Genomic DNA, 16,402 nt, shown 5'->3' on the forward strand with positions numbered 1-16,402 from the left:
GCAATAAGCCGGATGGCCCAGGGAGCCATCCCCTGGGCCCTTATCCGCTATGGCCTGGAGCGTTTCCAAGCGAAGCCTGTCCTTCCGGACTTGATCCGGGATGGATACCCGACCGCACCAGGAGAACGCGCCAAATCAAAACCCGCACGTTCAGCCTCGTTTCTGGCCCGTGATTTGCTTCACGTGTGAGTGTGCGCAAACTCACACGATATTAAGACCTGCTTAGCTATGGTCTCGCCTTACGTGCCGGAAAACTAGCAAGAGACGATGTTGCAGCGGTCGGACCAAGCCAGTGCCGTGGTGCCCTTCCCAACGGGACGGTCGATCACGGCCACGCCTTCGGATCCGCACCTGAGGTGCCCGGTGCTGGTCGTGCTGCACCGGGAGACGTCGACCCCCGGCCGGATCGGAAACGCCCTGCGCGCCCTCGGCTATCCTCTCGACATCCGTCGACCGCGCTTTGGCGACGCGTTGCCCGACACGCTCGACCATCATGCCGGCGCGGTGGTCTTCGGCGGCCCGATGAGCGCCAACGATCCTGATGACTATGTGCGGCGGGAGATCGACTGGATCGAGATTCCATTGCGCGAGCAGCGGCCGTTCCTCGGCATCTGCCTCGGCGCCCAGATGCTGGCGCGACAGCTCGGGGCGCGTGTTGCGCCGCATCCGGAAGGCCGGGTCGAGGTCGGATACTACCCGATCACGCCGACGGAGGCCGGCCGTGCGATCTGTCCGGATTGGCCGGCGCGGGTCTATCACTGGCATGGCGAAGGATTTCAGCTGCCCGGCGGCGCCGAACTGCTCGCACGGGGCGGCGACTTCCCGATCCAGGCCTTCCGCTTCGGCAACGCCTTCGGCCTCCAGTTCCATCCCGATGTGACCTACGCGATGATGTATCGCTGGACCACGCGCGGTTGCGTGCGGATGGATCAGCCCGGAGCGCAGCCGCCTGACGTGCATTTCGCCGAGCGTGCCGTCTACGATGCCGCCGAGCGTGCGTGGCTGAAACATTTTCTCGACGGCTGGATCGCGCGCACGCCGCACGCGACGATGCTGCAGGCCGCGGAATAGCCGCCGCGCGGAATATCGCGCGCTCGCTTAGGCTTTTCATTTTCAGGGATGTGGTAGTGTCGCGCAACGAAGCGCACGGAAACGCGCGCATGGGAGGCGACATGACCGGTGGTGATTTCGCGCGGCTGCTCGGCGAGTTCACGCTGTCGGCTGAATCAGGTGATGGCGCGCGCTTCGCGCGTCACTTCACCGAGGACGCGGTCTATCACGACTACATCTATGGCCCGCACACCGGCCGCGCCGACATCGCCCACATGATGCAAGACCTGTTTCACCGCGATGCCACGGATTATCGCTGGGAAATGTTCGATCCCGTGTTCGACGGCCGTCAGGGCTATGCGTGGTCGCTGTCGAGCTTCACCTCGACGATTCCCCAATTCGCCGGCAAGCGCGTCGTGATCGACGGCATGAGCCGCTTCATCCTGCGCGACGGACTGATCGCGGAATACCGTGAATCCGTCAATGGTGGCGTCGCGATGGCGCAGCTCGGCGTCGAGCCGGAGCGGATGGCAAAAGTATTCCGGCGCTGGACCGGCTGGCTCGAGCAGCGGCCGGAGACGCGGGATTATCAGGCGTGGCCGAAGGGCTCGCGCGCGAACCGATAACAACAGGAAAAGCAGGCAAAGGGAGATCGCCGTGAGCTACGAACACATCCTCTACGACATCAACGACAGGATCGCGACCATCACCCTCAATCGCCCGGACCGCATGAACGCCTGGACGGCGGTCATGGAGCGCGATGTGCGCCATGCGATGGAGGCGGCGGCGGGTGACGACAATGTCCGTGTCATCGTCCTGACCGGCGCGGGCCGCGGCTTCTGTGCCGGCGCCGACATGGAGGCGCTGAAGGGGATCAATCCCGACGAGATCAGGCGCGGCGAGAGCATCCCGTTCGACATGAATCGCCGTGCCGACTGGCAGACGCGCTACGCCTATTACGCGGCGATCCGGAAACCTGTCATCGGGATGCTGAACGGCGCAACCGCCGGCATCGGCCTCGTGCACGCGCTGTACTGCGACCTGCGCTTTGCCGCCGACACCGCGGTATTCACGACGGCGTTCTCGCGGCGTGGCCTGATCGCGGAGCACGGCATCAGCTGGATGCTACCGCGGATCGTCGGCCACGCCAATGCGCTCGATTTGCTGATGTCCGCGCGGCGTGTGTCGGCCGAGGAGGCGCTGCGGATCGGCCTCGTCAACCGGCTCTACGCGCCCGATAGACTGCGCGAGGAGACCTACGCCTATGCGCGCGATCTCGCCGATTTCGTCTCGCCCAGCGCGATCGCCGTGATCAAGCGCCAGCTCTATGACGTGCCGTTCCAGACGCTGGCGGAAGCCACCATCGACGCCAACCGCGAAATGCAGATTGCGCTGAAAGGCGATGATTTCAGGGAAGGCGTGGCGAGTTTCGTGGAGAAGCGGCCGCCGCGGTTTACGGGGACGTGAGAGGGCGAGACATCAATTTGTTGAACGAGCCCGGCTTCGTCACGAGAGAGCCCTGCCGGCGCCCATTGGGCTAGGGCGGGCAGCCTTCGCTGACTTCGCCACGATGGACTTTCGGGGCTTGCCGAGCCGCAGCTCGCGAAGCGAGTGAAGGCTGGTGGAGCCAGGCGGGATCGAACCGCCGACCTCGTCATTGCGAACGACGCGCTCTCCCAGCTGAGCTATGGCCCCATCGCGACCGGGTTATGCTGAGGATCCCGGCCGACAGTCGGGGCCATTTACAGTGCCGCCCAAGGTCAAGTCAAGAACAGTGAACCCGCGGCTTTTGGCCTTTTTGGCCGGGAACTTCCCTTGTTTGCGGGGGGATGAACCGATATCTAGCAACCTGTCCCACCCGAGAGCCCCCTCCATATGCGTGCCGTCCTCGATATCGTCCTCATCGTTCTCGACCTCTATGTCTGGCTCCTTATCGCGTCGGCCATCCTGTCCTGGCTGATTGCCTTCAATGTAGTCAACACGCGCAACCAGTTCGTCTCGGCGGTGGCCGAGTTCCTGTACCGGATAACCGAGCCGGTGCTGCGCCCGATCCGCAATGTGATGCCAAATCTGGGCGGGCTCGATATCTCGCCGATCATCGTGATCCTGATCATCATGTTTATCGAGCGGGTGATCGCGTATTACATTTACCCGAACGTCATCTGACCGCTCTCCTCGATGGAGCCCTGGCGCTACTCGACCGAGGGCATCAGCATCGCGCTACGCGTGACGCCGCGCGGCGGCCGGGACGGTATCGACGGAGTCGAGATGCTGGCCAATGGCCGATCGGTCGTGAAGGTCAGGGTGCGTGCGATTGCCGAGGGCGGTGAGGCCAACCGCGCCGTGACCGAGTTGCTTGCAAAAGCGCTCGGCGTGCCGAAGGCCAGGGTCAGGATACTCTCCGGCGCCACCTCACGGCTCAAGCAGGTGGCCGTCGAAGGCGACCCGAAGGGGCTGGGCGATATCTTGAAGAAGCTGACTGCGGCCAAACCGGGCTAGTTTTCTGCGCGTTTTCCTCACGCGAACCGGTGACCAGTTGGCTCGAAACGCTACGAGAGACAAAGGACTGACATGACCGCCCGCATCATCGATGGAAAAGTCATCGCCGCCGAGCTTCGTGGCCGGGTCGCCGACGAGGTCGCCCGCGTCAGGCGCGATCACCAGCTGACGCCGGGGCTCGCCGTCGTGCTTGTCGGCAACGACCCGGCCAGCGAGGTCTATGTACGCAGCAAGCACACCCAGACCCAGGCCGCCGGCATGGCCTCGTTCGAGCACAAGCTGCCGGCGGATGTCTCCGAGGGCGACCTGCTGGCGCTGATCGCACGGCTCAACCATGATCCGCGGGTGCACGGCATCCTGGTGCAACTGCCTCTGCCTAAGACGCTGCACACCGAAACCATCATCAATGCGATCGATCCGGCCAAGGACGTCGACGGGCTGCATCCGAACAATGCCGGGCGGCTGGCCGGCGGCTTTGCAGCGCTGTCGCCCTGCACGCCGCTTGGCTGCATCATCCTAACCAAGAGCGTGCATGCCTCGATCGAGGGAATGAACGCAATCGTGATCGGCCGCTCCAACCTGGTCGGCCGCCCGCTGGTGCAATTGCTGCTGAACGAGAATGCGACGGTGACGATCGCGCATTCGCGCTCGCGCGATCTGGCAAAGCTCTGTGCCCAGGCCGATCTGGTCTATGCCGCGGTGGGCCGCCCCGAGATGGTGCGCGGCGACTGGCTGAAGCCGGGCGCCACCGTGATCGATGTCGGCATCAACCGCATACCGGTGCCAGGGGCGAAGCCGAAGCTGGTCGGCGACGTCGCGTTTCAGGAAGCGCTCGACGTCGCCGGCGCGATCACGCCGGTTCCCGGCGGCGTCGGGCAGATGACGGTGGCGTGCCTCCTGGTGAACACGCTGCGCGCCGCCTGCGCAATCCACGGCCTCCCGGCGCCGGCTGTGTAGCCCTTCTACCTCGCCCCGCTTGCGGGGAGAGGTCGACATTCAAAGGCCGCTTGAATGTCGGGTGAGGGGTACAGGTCCCCCGACCCTCGCGACTCGTTGAAGCAGCGCCTCACCCCGACCCTCTCCCCGCAAGAGCGGGGCGAGGGAGTCCGAGGCAGCGTGCCCTCACTTCTTCTTCGCGCGGTCGATGCCTTCCAGGATCAACTTGCACGCTTCCTCGGCATCGCCCCAGCGCAGCACCTTCACCCACTTGCCCTTCTCGAGATCCTTGTAGTGCTCGAAGAAGTGCTGGATCTGCTGCAGCGTGATGTCGGGCAGGTCGCTGTAGTTCTTCACCTTGTCGTAGCGCTGGGTCAGCTTCGAGGTGGGTACCGCGACGATCTTCTCGTCGCCGCCGGCCTCGTCCTCCATCAGGAGCACGCCGACCGGCCGAACGCTCATGACAGCGCCGGGGATGATCGCGCGGGTGTTGATGACCAGCACGTCGCAGGGGTCGCCGTCGTTCGACAAGGTGTGCGGGATGAAGCCGTAATTGCCGGGATAGCGCATCGGCGTGTAGAGGAAGCGGTCCACCACCAGCGTGCCGGCTTCCTTGTCCATCTCGTATTTGATCGGCTCGCCGCCCACGGGCACTTCGATGATGACGTTGACGTCGTGGGGGGGATTCTTGCCGATCGATATGGCGTCGATACGCATGGATTGCTCCGCGTTGCCGTTGGAAGTTGGGAAGGGTGCGATTTTCTTGTTTGGCGCCGTCAGGGCACGAAGCGGCATGCACCCGGGGCTCATTGCCGGGCAGGGCTTCGCGTGACGCACTCGGGCAGGTTTAGCCTTGCTGCAGCTGCGAGAGAAGCAGGATTTTCAGTTGGCCCAGGCGAAAGCGACCTTGTCGAGCGACTTCGGCCCGAACCGCTCCGAGGAGCGCGCCACCATCCGGCCGCCCAGCGCACGATAAAACTCAGTCGCTGCGTCATTGTCGGAGAGCGCCCAGATCACCATGCTCTTCAGGCCGCTCTGCACGAGGTCACGGCGGGCGGCGGCGAACAGGCGACGACCAAAGCCGAGCCCCTGGAATTCCGGCCGCAGGTAGAGCTCGTAGATTTCGCCTTCGAAGTGCAGGCTGCGGGCGCGGTTGCGGCCGTAATTGGCGTAGCCTGCAATCTTGTCACCGAACACCAGCACGCTGACGCGGCTGCCCTTGCGGATGGCGCTGTCCCACCATTGCGGGCCACGGCGGTTGATCAGCTTCTCGAGTTCTGCGCCGGGGATGATGCCCTGATACGCGGAGCGCCAGGCTTCGTCATGGGTAGACGCCACCGCAGCTGCGTCTGCAGCTTTGGCCGGCCGGACCTCGATCAGCGTTGTGCTCATGACCCCAATCAAAGCAACTCGGACGGCCGCCTTCAAGGTCCATCGTTAATTATCGGTTAACATGTGGGCTTTTTGCATCACTGTGATGAGAACTTGTACCGAAAGAGGACAGGGATGCCGTCTGAACCGGCAGTCTGGTGCCCGGCCTGTGGGCAACGGAGGCCTCGGTGGTATGTGACAGGGCTGACACAACGGGAAAATGCTCCCGGATCGATTCGCTGCCGGTACTCTGGGGGCCGATTCCAATCATTGCGCGACTACCGTCAAGGGTGCTCATGCATTCGGTAAAAGTCCTGGTTGTAACTGTTGTCTTCGCCCTTCTCGGTGCGCGCACGGTCGTCGCGCAGCCGGCGCTGGGAGCGCAGGGCGCGGAGGAAGAGCCGGCGCGACGCCAGCAATGGCTGGTGCCCTCGCCCGATTCCGCAACGCCGGCGCATGCGCTGCTGTTTCGCCCCGGTGGCGACGGTCCGTTTCCACTCGCGGTGATCGCGCATGCCTCGACGCAGAACGTGCTGCGGCGAGCGCAGATGCCGCAGCCGGAATATCGCGCGCTTGCCGTGTTGCTGGTCGCGCATGGCTTTGCGGTGCTGGTGCCGGAGCGACTCGGCCATGGCTCGACCGGCGGCAAATATATTGAAGATCAGGACGGTTGCGACGGGGCGGATTATGCGCGCGCCGGACACGCCACGGCGGGCGAGATCGCGGTCGCGATGGACTATCTGCGCAAGCAGGCCTTCATCCGGCCGGACGGCACGATCATCATCGGTCATTCCGCGGGCGGGTGGGGCGCGCTGGCGCTCGCGAGCGAAAACCCGGTCGGCGTATCGCGCATCATCCTGTTTGCGCCCGGCCGTGGCGGCCGCGCCAATGATTTTCCGAACCAGGTCTGCGCCCCGCACACACTGGTTGCGTCGGCGGCGGAGTTCGGCGCGGCTGCGCATATTCCAGTGACATGGCTGGTCGCGGCCAATGACAGCTATTTCACGCCCGCGTTCTCGCGCCGGCTAGTCGACGCTTTCGCCAAAGGCGGCGGGAGAGTGGATTTCCACGTGCTTCCCGCCTATGGCGGCGAGGGCCACTGGTTGCCGGAGACGGAGAACGGCGTGAAGGCCGTGATGACCGAACTCGATCGGGTGCTGAAAGCCCAGCATGTGAAGCGATGACGCTTTTTTTCCTCGTCAAATATCTCCACCTGCTCGGCGCCATCGTGATCCTCGGCACCGGCACTGGCATCGCGTTCTTCATGCTGATGGCGCATCGGACCGGCGATGCCGCCTTCATTGCGCGCACCGCGGCGACCGTCGTGATCGCGGACATGATCTTCACATTATCGGCAGTGTTGTTGCAGCCGGTCAGTGGCGGCGTTCTGATGGCGCTGTCGGCGACCGGGATCGCCGAACGCTGGCTGCTGGCCTCGCTCGCGCTCTACGCCGTCGCTGGTCTGTTCTGGGTGCCCGTCATCTTCATGCAGATCGAGATGCGTAATCTGGCACGGATGGCAGCGGAGAAGAACCAGCCGCTGCCGCCGCGCTATTTTGCGCTGTTCCGCCGCTGGTTCCTGTTCGGTATCCCCGGCTTCGGCTCGGTGATGATCATTCTTTGGCTCATGATCGCCAAGCCATTCTAGGACCGCCATGAGCAACCCGGTGCATTCGCGCAACATCCTCGTCTTCGGCGCCTCCGGCCTGATCGGCCGCTACGTCACCGACGCTTTGCGCGCGTGCGGCTTCCGTGCCGTCGGGGTTGCGCGGCATTTGGCGCCGTCGCAAAGGCCGAGCGCGCTCGATATCGAGTTGCCCGTGATGTCGATGGATGCGGCGGCCCTGGCGCGGCTGATCCGCGAGCATGAGACGGATGTCGTCGTCAATTGCCTTGGCGTGCTGCAGGACGGCCCGGGCAGGGATACGCGCGTGGTGCATCGCGATTTCGTCGCGCGCCTGCTCGAGGCGATCGGCAGCAGCGGACGCGCCGTTCGCCTCATCCACATCTCGATCCCCGGCACCGCCGATGGGGACCGCACCGCCTTCAGCAGCACCAAGCGCGAGGCCGAGCGGCTGATCGCAGCCTCCGGCATCGCCCATGCGATCCTGCGGCCGGGTTTCGTCGTTGCACCCGCAGCCTATGGCGGCAGCGCCATGCTGCGCGCATTGGCGGCGCTGCCGTTCGATCTGCCCGCCGGCGAGGTTGGCACACCGTTCCAGCCGGTCACGGTTCGGGACATCGCGGCGACGATTGCCTGGCTCGCGGCACGCGACATCACGGATGAGCGCGTGCGCGCGGTGACATGGGACCTGATGCAGCAGCAAGCGGTCTCGCTCGGCGGTGTCATCGCCCAATTCCGCTGGTCGCTGGGCACCGCGAAGCAATGGCGAATCACGCCACCGGCTGTTCTGATCGATCTCGGCGCCCGCCTCGGCGATCTCGCAAGCCGTCTGGGCTGGATGCCGCCGCTGCGTTCGACCGCGATTGCTGAATTGCGCCGCGGCGTCACCGGCGATCCCTCGGCCTGGATGAATGCAACCGGCCTCGTGCCGACGACGATCGCGGACGCCACAGGTGCGCATCCCGCCACCATCCAGGACAAATGGTTCGCGCGGCTGTTCCTGGTCAAGGTGCTGATCATCGCGAGCCTCGTGCTGTTCTGGTGCGTCTCCGGCTTCATCGCGCTGGTCGTCTCCTATGACGCCGCCGCCGGCATCCTGAACAGCCACCATTTCCCGCCCGCACTGGTCGGCCCAATTACGATAGGGACCAGCCTGATGGACATCAGCATCGGCGTCCTGATCGCATTCCGCCGCACCGCCGCGTTTGGCCTGGTCGCAGGCATCGCCGCCTCGCTCGGCTACATGGTGGGATCGGCGATCCTCGTCCCTGACCTCTGGATCGAGCCGCTCGGAGCGTTGGTGAAGACCGGCCCTGCGATCGTGCTGATGCTGGTCGCGCTTCTGATTCTGGACAACCGATGACGAACTGGCCCGACGACGACGTGATCCTCTACGACGGCGTCTGCATCTTCTGCTCGCGCTGGATCCGGTTCGTCATCGCGCGCGATTCCGCGCACATATTCCGCTTCACGCCGATCCAGTCGGACTACGGCACACGGCTGGCGAAAGCATTCGGCATCGACCCCAACGATCCCGACACCAACGCCGTGGTCCATGGCGGCGTCGCGAGGATGAAGTCCGACGCCGCGCTGACGGTGCTGAGCCTGCTGCCCGGCTGGGGCTGGACCCGCGTGCTGTTCGCCGTCCCAAAACCGCTGCGCGACGCGATCTACGGCGTGATTGCACGTAACAGGTATCGGATATTCGGAAAGTACGAGACCTGCTTCGTGCCGGATAGCGAGATGCGGGCAAGGGTGTTGGAGTAGCAATGATGGTGCGGTTACTTGCGCTGCGAAGCCGCTACCACTTCCTTCGCTGCCCGCTCCCCCGAATCCCTTGCTCCGTGGGCCGTCGAGAAGAAATTCGGCGATGTCGCTTCACCCGCGAAGAACAGTCGGCCGTCGACCGGCGCGGCGAGCACGGCGCGCTTGTCGGCGTGGCCCGGCAAAGCGTGCGAATAGGAGCCGCGCGCGAACGGGTCGTGCGACCAGCGCGATTCCTTCAGCGGCTTCAGGCGACGGCGGAAATCGTTGCCGATCAAGGCGACGATCTCGTCGATGCTGTGGGCAGCGATCGCGCCGTCGCCGGCGTCCTCGAGCGCTTGCGCGAAGCGGCCGCCGAAGAAGCCTTCGATGCAGGGCTGGCCGAACGGGCGAATGTGATAGGTACCCATCTCGGTGCGCATGGTGGCGCCGCGCAGATTGCCTTCCTTCGGCATGTCATCGGGATGGTCGAGCGCCAGCGTCACCTTGTCGGCGAGGCCGAGCGGCAGGCCGCGCGCGGCATCGACCTTGTTGGGCAGCGCGGGTGAAAAGCGGATCGCTTCATCGGCGATCAGGTTGGTCGGCACCGTGACGATCACCTTGCGAGCGTCGAGCGTGCCGCGCGAGGTCTCGATGCGGACGCGCGGGCCTGAATGGTCGATCAGCCTGACCTCGCAGTTCAACGCAACCGGAACCAGTGCGCCATAGGCAGCGACCAGCGCGCCATAGCCGCGGCGCACCCGCCAGTTGAGGTTGGTGTCCTCATAGGCGTCGAAGTCGAGGATCGAGAGCTGGTCGAGCTCGCAGCCGTTCACGTAAGTCGAGATGGCGTCGATCATCGGGTTCCAGCGATTGCCCGGCGCGAGGTAGCGATCAGCGGGGCCGTCCTTGTCGCCGCGCGCCGCCTCTTCGAGCCGATCGTAGAACTCGTCGAGCGCCTGCATGTATTCGTCGCGATCGGCTTGCGGAAACGCCTTGCCGTAGGCGCGCTCGCGCCAGGGCGGCAGGTCCTTGTTGACCTCGAAGCCGAGCTGTGCGGCGATGCCGACGAAGCTGTTGCGGTTCGCCGAATGCAGCCAGCCGCAGCCGACGTCGAACACCACATCGGGCGCCGCCTGGATCGTGTGCGCGCGGCCGCCGACGCGGCCGCGGGCTTCCAGCACGATCGCGGAGAGGCCCGAGCCCTTCAGCGCGTGCGCGGCGCCGAGGCCCGCGGCACCTGCGCCGATGATGGCAACGTCGACTGTGGAGGGGAGGGACATGAGAAGCGCGAATGGTGAGTGGCGAATAGTGTATAGCGTATAGCGTATAGCAACGACGGGGCGGCGCAAACGCCCCTATTCGCCACGCCCCATTCGCTATTCGCGCCCTTACGCCACCGCTTCCTTGGCCTTTTCCGCGCGCTTGCGGTCGTTCGGGTCGAGGTGTTTCTTGCGCAGGCGGATCGACTTCGGCGTCACCTCGACGAGTTCGTCGTCCTCGATATAGGCGAGCGCCTTTTCCAGCGTCATCCGGATCGGCGGGGTCAGTCGTACCGCTTCATCTTTCGAGGTGGTGCGGATGTTGGTGAGCTGCTTGCCCTTCAGCACGTTGATCTCGAGATCATTATCGCGGGTGTGCTCGCCGACGATCATGCCCTTGTAGACCTTCCAGCCCGGCTCGATCATCATCGGGCCGCGGTCCTCGAGCTTGAACATCGCGTAAGCCACCGCCTCTCCCTGGTCGTTGGAGATCAGTACGCCGTTGCGGCGGCCCTGGATCTCGCCCTTGTAGGCGGCATAGCCGTGGAAGATGCGGTTCATGATCGCGGTGCCGCGGGTGTCGGTGAGCAATTCGCCCTGGTAGCCGATCAGGCCGCGGGTCGGCGCGTAGAACACCAGCCGCAGGCGGTTGCCGCCGGACGGGCGCATCTCGATCAGCTCGGCCTTGCGCTCGCTCATCTTCTGCACGACGACGCCGGAATGCTCCTCGTCGACGTCGATCACGACCTCCTCGATCGGCTCCTGCCAGGCGCCGGTCGCCTCGTCCTTCTGCAGCACGACGCGCGGGCGTGACACCGAGAGCTCGAAGCCCTCGCGGCGCATGGTCTCGATCAGGATCGCGAGCTGCAATTCGCCGCGGCCGGAGACTTCCATGGAATCCTTGTCGGCGGCCTCGACGACGCGCAGCGCGACGTTGCCCTCGGCCTCGCGCATCAGGCGGTCGCGGATCATGCGCGAGGTCACCTTGTCGCCCTCGGTGCCGGCGAGCGGCGAGTTGTTGACGATGAACGACATCGACACCGTCGGCGGATCGATCGGCTGCGCGGCCATCGGCGTGTCGACCGAGGGATCGCAGAAGGTGTCGGCGACGGTGCCCTTGGTCAGGCCCGCGATCGCGACGATGTCACCGGCCTCGGCCTCCTCGAGCGGGGTGCGCTCGAGGCCGCGGAAGGCCAGGATCTTCGTCAGGCGGCCGCTCTCGATCAGCTTGCCGTCGGCGGACAGCACCTTGACCTGCTGGTTCGGCTTGATCGAGCCGGAGGAGATACGGCCGGTGATGATGCGGCCGAGATAGGGGTTGGCTTCGAGGATGGTGCCGATCATGCGGAACGGGCCCTCTTCAACCGTCGGCGGCGGCACATGGCGCACGATCAGGTCGAACAGCGGCTGCATGCCGAGATCCTTCGGACCCTCGGGGCTTTCGGCCATCCAGCCCTGCTTGGCCGAACCGTACAGGATCGGGAAGTCGAGCTGCTCCTCGCTCGCATCGAGCGCCGCGAACAGGTCGAACACCTCGTTGATGACCTCGGTCGGGCGCGCGTCGGGGCGATCGACCTTGTTGATCACGACGATCGGCTTCAACCCGATCTTGAGCGCCTTCGAGACCACGAACTTGGTCTGCGGCAGCGGGCCTTCGGCGGCGTCGACCAGCACCAGTGCGCCATCCACCATGTTGAGGATGCGCTCGACCTCGCCGCCGAAATCAGCGTGGCCTGGGGTATCGACGATGTTGATGCGCATGTCCTTCCACTGCACCGAGGCCGCCTTGGCCAGGATGGTGATGCCACGCTCGCGCTCCAGATCGTTGGAGTCCATCGCGCGCTCGGTCACCTTCTGGTTCTCGCGGAAGGTGCCGGATTGCTGCAGCAGACGGTCGACGAGGGTGGTCTTGCCGTGGTCGACGTGGGCGATGATGGCGACGTTACGAAGGTTCATGGCTCTTCTTCTGGTCGTGCAAAGGGTCTTGAGCGCGGTCTCACCGGACCATCGGGGCCGGCCGCTCGCTAGCGCGGCCCGTCCGGGCCCGGATCACGCTCATACCTAAGAAATTTGACGGGGACGCATCGCCCCAAAAAGGAAGCCCGGTCAGCGGACCGGGCACCTTGCGCGTTGCGCCGCAATATAGTCAGAAAACGCCAAAAAACAACGGTTTATTGGTGATTTGGTTGATCGAATTTAGGGCCGGAAGGGCCGGTTTTGGCGAGTTCCGGGGCCCGATGTCACTTTCGGGAAAGCGCCCAGACGATCAACGCGACGCCGCCAAGGGCGATAAACATCACGACAGGCGTGAACGGGTCTCTGCCCGAATCACCCGCGGCGACGATCAGGACCGCGCACATCAGGCCGGGCAGCAGCAGGATGATGCCGAGGGTCAGCATGATCGCGGTCACGCAGCCGCTGCGCTGGCGTGGTTCCTGGGGGTTGGTCGGCGGCGGCTGGTCCAAGGTGCCCATGATCCTTCGCGCCTCCTGGCGGCTATCGCCCCTTGATCGCAGCCCGGATCAGCATGATGCCGGCGAACCCGACCATGAGCCCGAGCAGGATCAGGAATACGAGCACGGGCTCCATGCGCAGCGACGAACTCAGCGAGCCGACCCCGAACACGATGGCGCACAGCCCCGGCAGCAGCAGGATCAGCCCGATCAGCACCATGAACGCCGTCGCACAGCCGCTGCGTGGCGGGGGCAGTCGCGGCGGAAGCACGGGAGGTGGCGATCCGTCGGGCATGATGGGGCGGCTGTCGTCGCTCATCGCGGCACGTCCTCGCCCTGGCTGGTTTCCCGATAGGTCTGCTGTGCGAGCTCGGCGCGGATACGAGCGATCTTTCCGTTGCGGTAGAACAGATTGTAGGTGTCGAACGGGATGATCGCGCCGGACTCTGTGACGAAATGGATGCAGCTTCGCTTGACGTTGCCGACGCAGAAATTGAAGCGATCGAGGAACTGCACGATGGTGATGCGGAAGATGTTGGCGTAGGTCAGCCCGTCCGGCACCTCGAAGCCCGGCAGGCAGCACAGCAGCTCGCAGACGCGATCGCTGGTGTTCAGCGGCCCCGACGACAGCGAGAACAGGTCGACGAATTTCTCCCGCAGCATCGGATATTTCTCCGGGCTGATCGTGTTGGGCATCACGGCGACGAGCTGCTCCTGCGGGATCAGCGAGGTCAACGGCAGCACCTTCTCGCCGTTGCGCAGCCCGTAGCCGATCGAGATGCTCTCGGGGTTGCACGGCAGCGGGATCATGTCCTTGTCGCCGAACACCCCGGTCTCGACCACGCGCCGGCGGATCTCCGACAGCATGATGCGGTCGGTGTCCTTGTCGAAATTCTCGTTGCGGCCGGCGTCCTGCACCGGTTGCAGCGTCACGCCGCGCACGCAGCTCCACGTCAGTGCGTGGCGGACGATATCGCCGATCTCGCCGTCGTTGATGCCGCGCTTGATGGTGGCGACAAGCGTGGTCGAGATGCCCTGGCGCTCGAGATTCTCCAGCGCCTGCTGCCGGATCTTGCGCAGATCGGCACCGCGCAGATTGACCAGCGCCTCGCGCCTCAGCGAGTCGAATTGCAGGTAGATCTCCAGCCCGCGCCTGTTCTCGGCGAGCCTTGCCACGAAGTCCGGCTCGCGCGCGATTCTGAGGCCGTTGGTGTTGACCATGACATGACGGATCGGCCGTGCCCGCACGGCGTCCAGGATGGCGAAGAAATCCGGATGCAACGTCGGCTCGCCGCCGGAGATCTGCACCAGGTCAGGCTCGCCTTCGCTGGCCACCAGTGCGTCGAGCATCCGCTCGATCTTGTCGAGCGGCGTGAAGCGGGTGCGTGCCGGCGAGGACTCCGCAAAGCACACCGGGCAGGTGAGGTTGCAGTGCTCGGTGATCTCGATCAGCGCCAGGCAGGAGTGCTGCTCGTGGTCCGGGCACAGGCCGCAATCATAGGGGCAGCCGAATTCGGTGTGGCGCTGGACAGCCAGCGGCCGGTCGCCCGGCTTGATGAAATCCTTGCACAGCCGCCAATAGGCCTGATCGGTCGAGACCAGCGTCGACTGCACGCCGTGCCGCTTGCAGCGCTTCTCGTACCAGACCTCGTTGCCGAGGATCTGGATCTTGGTCGGTACCAGGGTCAGGCAGGTCTCGCAGAGCGATTGGGTCTGGCCCCAGAAGATGTAGGGGCGGGCCTTACGCAGCGGCGCGTTCATGCTTCAAACTCGCACTTGGTGCCGTCGCCAGCATGACGGCGGCATAGGCCACGACGAAAAGCGACAGCAGGTGGAACAGCGAGAACGGGCCGATCAGCGTGCCATATGGCTTGAGAAATTCCCAGAAGAAGCGCTGCAGACCGTAATAGAACAGGGCGAGGTAGAATCCATTGGTGATTACGGCGGCGTTTCGGTTCAATACCATCAACACGTAGAACACAGCGAACGCTGCCATCGCGATACTCTCGTAGAGTTGCACCGGATGACGCAGCGCGCCATCGCCGAAATCATGTCCCCAGGGCAGCGTGGTCGGCGTGCCGTAGGTGAAATCGTCGAGGCCGGCGAGATAGCAGCCGATCCGACCGATCGCGACGCCGACCGCGAGCGGCAGCGCGAAGCGAGCGCCGGTGCGGATCGTAATGCCGTGCAGCCATTTGTAGAGCTCGATCGCGACGATGCCGCCGGCCAATGCGCCCTCGACCGAGCGGGCGATGCCAGGCATGCCCGAGAACCACAGGTTCAGCGTGCCGAAGATGTAGGCGCCGATCCCGGCGCCGAACACCAGCGCGGCGACGTAGGGCAGCTCGAAGGATTGCCGCGGGAATTGCAGGCCGCGCACGCGCGACAGCCACCAGATGGCGGCGCAAGCAGCACCCCAGGCCGCGACATCGAAGATGGCGTGAAGTCCTGCCCCGCTCATGGGGCAAGTGTAGCGTGGTTTTTGCGCCGTGCGATAGCCGCCTCCCTCTCCCCACGCGCGGGGCGAGGTGGAGCAAGCCTCGTCAATTCGAGGGATTGTCCTCGCTCGGATAGACCCCGCGCAGCACGGTCTCGAAGTGCTCCCGCACCGCGTCGTTGCACGGGCAGGCGCGCTGCCGGAGTCCGTCGGGATTGCGGATCACGACGGCACCGCGGCGCGTGTCCAGCACTCCTTCGGCCTTGAAGCTCTGGATCACGCGGCTGGTGTAGCTGCGGCCGACGCCGAGCAGTGTGGCAAGCTGCTCATGGGTGAGCGGCACCACGCCGTCGCCATCGGTGCGCTCCATCGCCGAGATGATCCATTTGGCGGCGCGCTGCTCGATCGAGTGGACGGCGTTGCAGGCTGTCGACTGGAACATCTGCGCCAGCATGCAGTCGGCATAGCGCGCGAAGATGTTGCGGATGGACGGCGAGGCGAGCTTCGCCATGTCGAGCCTCGTGATCGGCAACCGTACGAACGGTCCGCCGAACTTGACGGTGATCCGCGTGTAGGCCGGCAGGAAGCCCTGGCTCACGATTCCGCCGACCGCGCCTTCGCGGCCGACCAGGATCGTCTCGACATCGCGGCCGTCTTCGTTGGGGACGAGATAGGACGCCAGACTCGGACCGCAGGGAAAATGCACGGTGCCGACGTCATCGCCGGGGTTGTAGAGCAGGTCACCCGCCGCAGCCTCGACCAATGAAAGATACGGCGCGAGCAACGCGAAATCGGCCGCGTTCAGTCTGCGCAGCAAATTGTTGAAGGGCCGGTCGCTGGCTCCGGCCGAAGCGTCTGGTTTTGAATGCATTGGAAAATCCGCTGGTTCCAACGCCACGACAGTGAATTGGTTCCTCCTCGGTTCCACTTCTTATGTGCACAAGTGAACAGACGGCGCGTCCCCTGATGTGGTGGTTTCATCATGGGAACAGCAGGCGTGCTCTCGGGGCGCCAGCAGCGGGCCATC

19 protein-coding genes and 1 tRNA gene are annotated in these 16,402 nt (G+C 64.8%); 10 read left to right on the forward strand and 10 right to left on the reverse strand.

All coding sequences use genetic code 11. From position 1 onward, the window contains the following. Positions 1-267: 267 nt before the first annotated feature. The 3 genes from JQ586_RS16480 to JQ586_RS16490 all read left to right on the forward strand — a co-directional run bounded on the left by JQ586_RS16480 (position 268) and on the right by JQ586_RS16490 (position 2,517). The gene (locus JQ586_RS16480) at positions 268-1,071 is read left to right on the forward strand and encodes a glutamine amidotransferase (protein WP_212395650.1); all 804 of its coding nucleotides are present in this window, start codon (positions 268-270) and stop codon (positions 1,069-1,071) included. A 101-nt stretch (positions 1,072-1,172) separates the two neighbouring features. After that, the gene (locus tag JQ586_RS16485; protein ID WP_212395651.1) at positions 1,173-1,676 is read left to right on the forward strand and encodes a nuclear transport factor 2 family protein; all 504 of its coding nucleotides are present in this window, start codon (positions 1,173-1,175) and stop codon (positions 1,674-1,676) included. 31 nt (positions 1,677-1,707) lie between these two features. Further along, positions 1,708-2,517: an enoyl-CoA hydratase gene (locus tag JQ586_RS16490; protein WP_212395652.1), complete on the forward strand. Its 810-nt coding sequence runs from the start codon at positions 1,708-1,710 to the stop codon at positions 2,515-2,517. A gap of 152 nt (positions 2,518-2,669) precedes the next feature. Here JQ586_RS16490 and JQ586_RS16495 read toward each other — a convergent pair. Then, positions 2,670-2,745: transfer RNA gene (locus JQ586_RS16495), tRNA-Ala, on the reverse strand. Between the two features lie 180 nt (positions 2,746-2,925). Here JQ586_RS16495 and JQ586_RS16500 point away from each other — a divergent pair. The 3 genes from JQ586_RS16500 to folD all read left to right on the forward strand — a co-directional run bounded on the left by JQ586_RS16500 (position 2,926) and on the right by folD (position 4,506). Then, entirely contained in the window at positions 2,926-3,216 is a 291-nt protein-coding gene (locus JQ586_RS16500) for a YggT family protein (protein WP_212395653.1), read from the forward strand. A 12-nt stretch (positions 3,217-3,228) separates the two neighbouring features. Further along, positions 3,229-3,549, forward strand: a complete 321-nt coding sequence (locus JQ586_RS16505) for a DUF167 domain-containing protein (RefSeq protein WP_212395654.1) — start codon at positions 3,229-3,231, stop codon at positions 3,547-3,549. 72 nt (positions 3,550-3,621) lie between these two features. Then, entirely contained in the window at positions 3,622-4,506 is an 885-nt protein-coding gene (gene folD, locus JQ586_RS16510) for a bifunctional methylenetetrahydrofolate dehydrogenase/methenyltetrahydrofolate cyclohydrolase FolD (protein ID WP_212395655.1), read from the forward strand. A gap of 165 nt (positions 4,507-4,671) precedes the next feature. Here the strand turns inward: folD and ppa are convergent, their stop codons facing one another. Both ppa and JQ586_RS16520 read right to left on the reverse strand, forming a co-directional pair. After that, positions 4,672-5,202: an inorganic diphosphatase gene (gene ppa / locus JQ586_RS16515; protein WP_212395656.1), complete on the reverse strand. Its 531-nt coding sequence runs from the start codon at positions 5,200-5,202 to the stop codon at positions 4,672-4,674. Positions 5,203-5,367: 165 nt separating this feature from the next. Then, complete coding sequence (locus JQ586_RS16520; RefSeq protein WP_212395657.1) at positions 5,368-5,877, reverse strand: GNAT family N-acetyltransferase; 510 nt, start codon at positions 5,875-5,877, stop codon at positions 5,368-5,370. A 275-nt stretch (positions 5,878-6,152) separates the two neighbouring features. Here JQ586_RS16520 and JQ586_RS16525 point away from each other — a divergent pair, with 275 nt between their 5' ends. The 4 genes from JQ586_RS16525 to JQ586_RS16540 are packed head-to-tail and all read left to right on the forward strand — an operon-like array spanning position 6,153 to position 9,247. After that, positions 6,153-7,040 (forward strand): S9 family peptidase, encoded by an 888-nt coding sequence (locus tag JQ586_RS16525; protein ID WP_212395658.1) that lies wholly within the window; start codon positions 6,153-6,155, stop codon positions 7,038-7,040. Further along, positions 7,037-7,504 carry a DUF2269 domain-containing protein gene (locus JQ586_RS16530; protein ID WP_212395659.1) on the forward strand — a complete coding sequence of 156 codons (468 nt, stop codon included), beginning with the start codon at positions 7,037-7,039 and terminating at the stop codon, positions 7,502-7,504. The genes JQ586_RS16525 and JQ586_RS16530 overlap by 4 nt, the downstream gene beginning before the upstream one ends. 7 nt (positions 7,505-7,511) lie before the next feature. Next, the gene (locus JQ586_RS16535; protein ID WP_212395660.1) at positions 7,512-8,843 is read left to right on the forward strand and encodes an SDR family oxidoreductase; all 1,332 of its coding nucleotides are present in this window, start codon (positions 7,512-7,514) and stop codon (positions 8,841-8,843) included. Next, the gene (locus JQ586_RS16540) at positions 8,840-9,247 is read left to right on the forward strand and encodes a thiol-disulfide oxidoreductase DCC family protein (RefSeq protein WP_212395661.1); all 408 of its coding nucleotides are present in this window, start codon (positions 8,840-8,842) and stop codon (positions 9,245-9,247) included. The genes JQ586_RS16535 and JQ586_RS16540 overlap by 4 nt, the downstream gene beginning before the upstream one ends. Before the next feature lie 14 nt (positions 9,248-9,261). Here the strand turns inward: JQ586_RS16540 and JQ586_RS16545 are convergent, their stop codons facing one another. The 7 genes from JQ586_RS16545 to JQ586_RS16575 all read right to left on the reverse strand — a co-directional run bounded on the left by JQ586_RS16545 (position 9,262) and on the right by JQ586_RS16575 (position 16,246). After that, a complete protein-coding gene (locus JQ586_RS16545; RefSeq protein WP_212395662.1) occupies positions 9,262-10,506 on the reverse strand; it encodes an NAD(P)/FAD-dependent oxidoreductase in 1,245 nt (414 codons plus the stop codon). 108 nt (positions 10,507-10,614) lie between these two features. Next, positions 10,615-12,441 carry a translational GTPase TypA gene (gene typA, locus JQ586_RS16550; RefSeq protein ID WP_212395663.1) on the reverse strand — a complete coding sequence of 609 codons (1,827 nt, stop codon included), beginning with the start codon at positions 12,439-12,441 and terminating at the stop codon, positions 10,615-10,617. A gap of 284 nt (positions 12,442-12,725) precedes the next feature. Continuing rightward, entirely contained in the window at positions 12,726-12,959 is a 234-nt protein-coding gene (locus JQ586_RS16555; RefSeq protein WP_212395664.1) for a hypothetical protein, read from the reverse strand. Positions 12,960-12,981: 22 nt separating this feature from the next. Then, positions 12,982-13,257, reverse strand: a complete 276-nt coding sequence (locus JQ586_RS16560; RefSeq protein ID WP_249147677.1) for a hypothetical protein — start codon at positions 13,255-13,257, stop codon at positions 12,982-12,984. Then, positions 13,254-14,699, reverse strand: coding sequence for a radical SAM protein (locus JQ586_RS16565; protein ID WP_212395665.1), 1,446 nt, complete (start codon positions 14,697-14,699; stop codon positions 13,254-13,256). Before JQ586_RS16565 ends, JQ586_RS16560 begins: the two co-directional genes overlap by 4 nt. After that, positions 14,680-15,399, reverse strand: a complete 720-nt coding sequence (locus JQ586_RS16570) for a prolipoprotein diacylglyceryl transferase (RefSeq protein WP_212395666.1) — start codon at positions 15,397-15,399, stop codon at positions 14,680-14,682. Before JQ586_RS16570 ends, JQ586_RS16565 begins: the two co-directional genes overlap by 20 nt. Positions 15,400-15,481: 82 nt before the next feature. Continuing rightward, on the reverse strand, positions 15,482-16,246 hold the full coding sequence (locus JQ586_RS16575; RefSeq protein WP_212395667.1) for a Crp/Fnr family transcriptional regulator: 765 nt from the start codon (positions 16,244-16,246) through the stop codon (positions 15,482-15,484). Positions 16,247-16,402 lie beyond the last annotated feature (156 nt).

Source organism: Bradyrhizobium jicamae (assembly GCF_018130215.1).
Taxonomy (GTDB): Bacteria; Pseudomonadota; Alphaproteobacteria; order Rhizobiales; family Xanthobacteraceae; genus Bradyrhizobium; species Bradyrhizobium jicamae_A.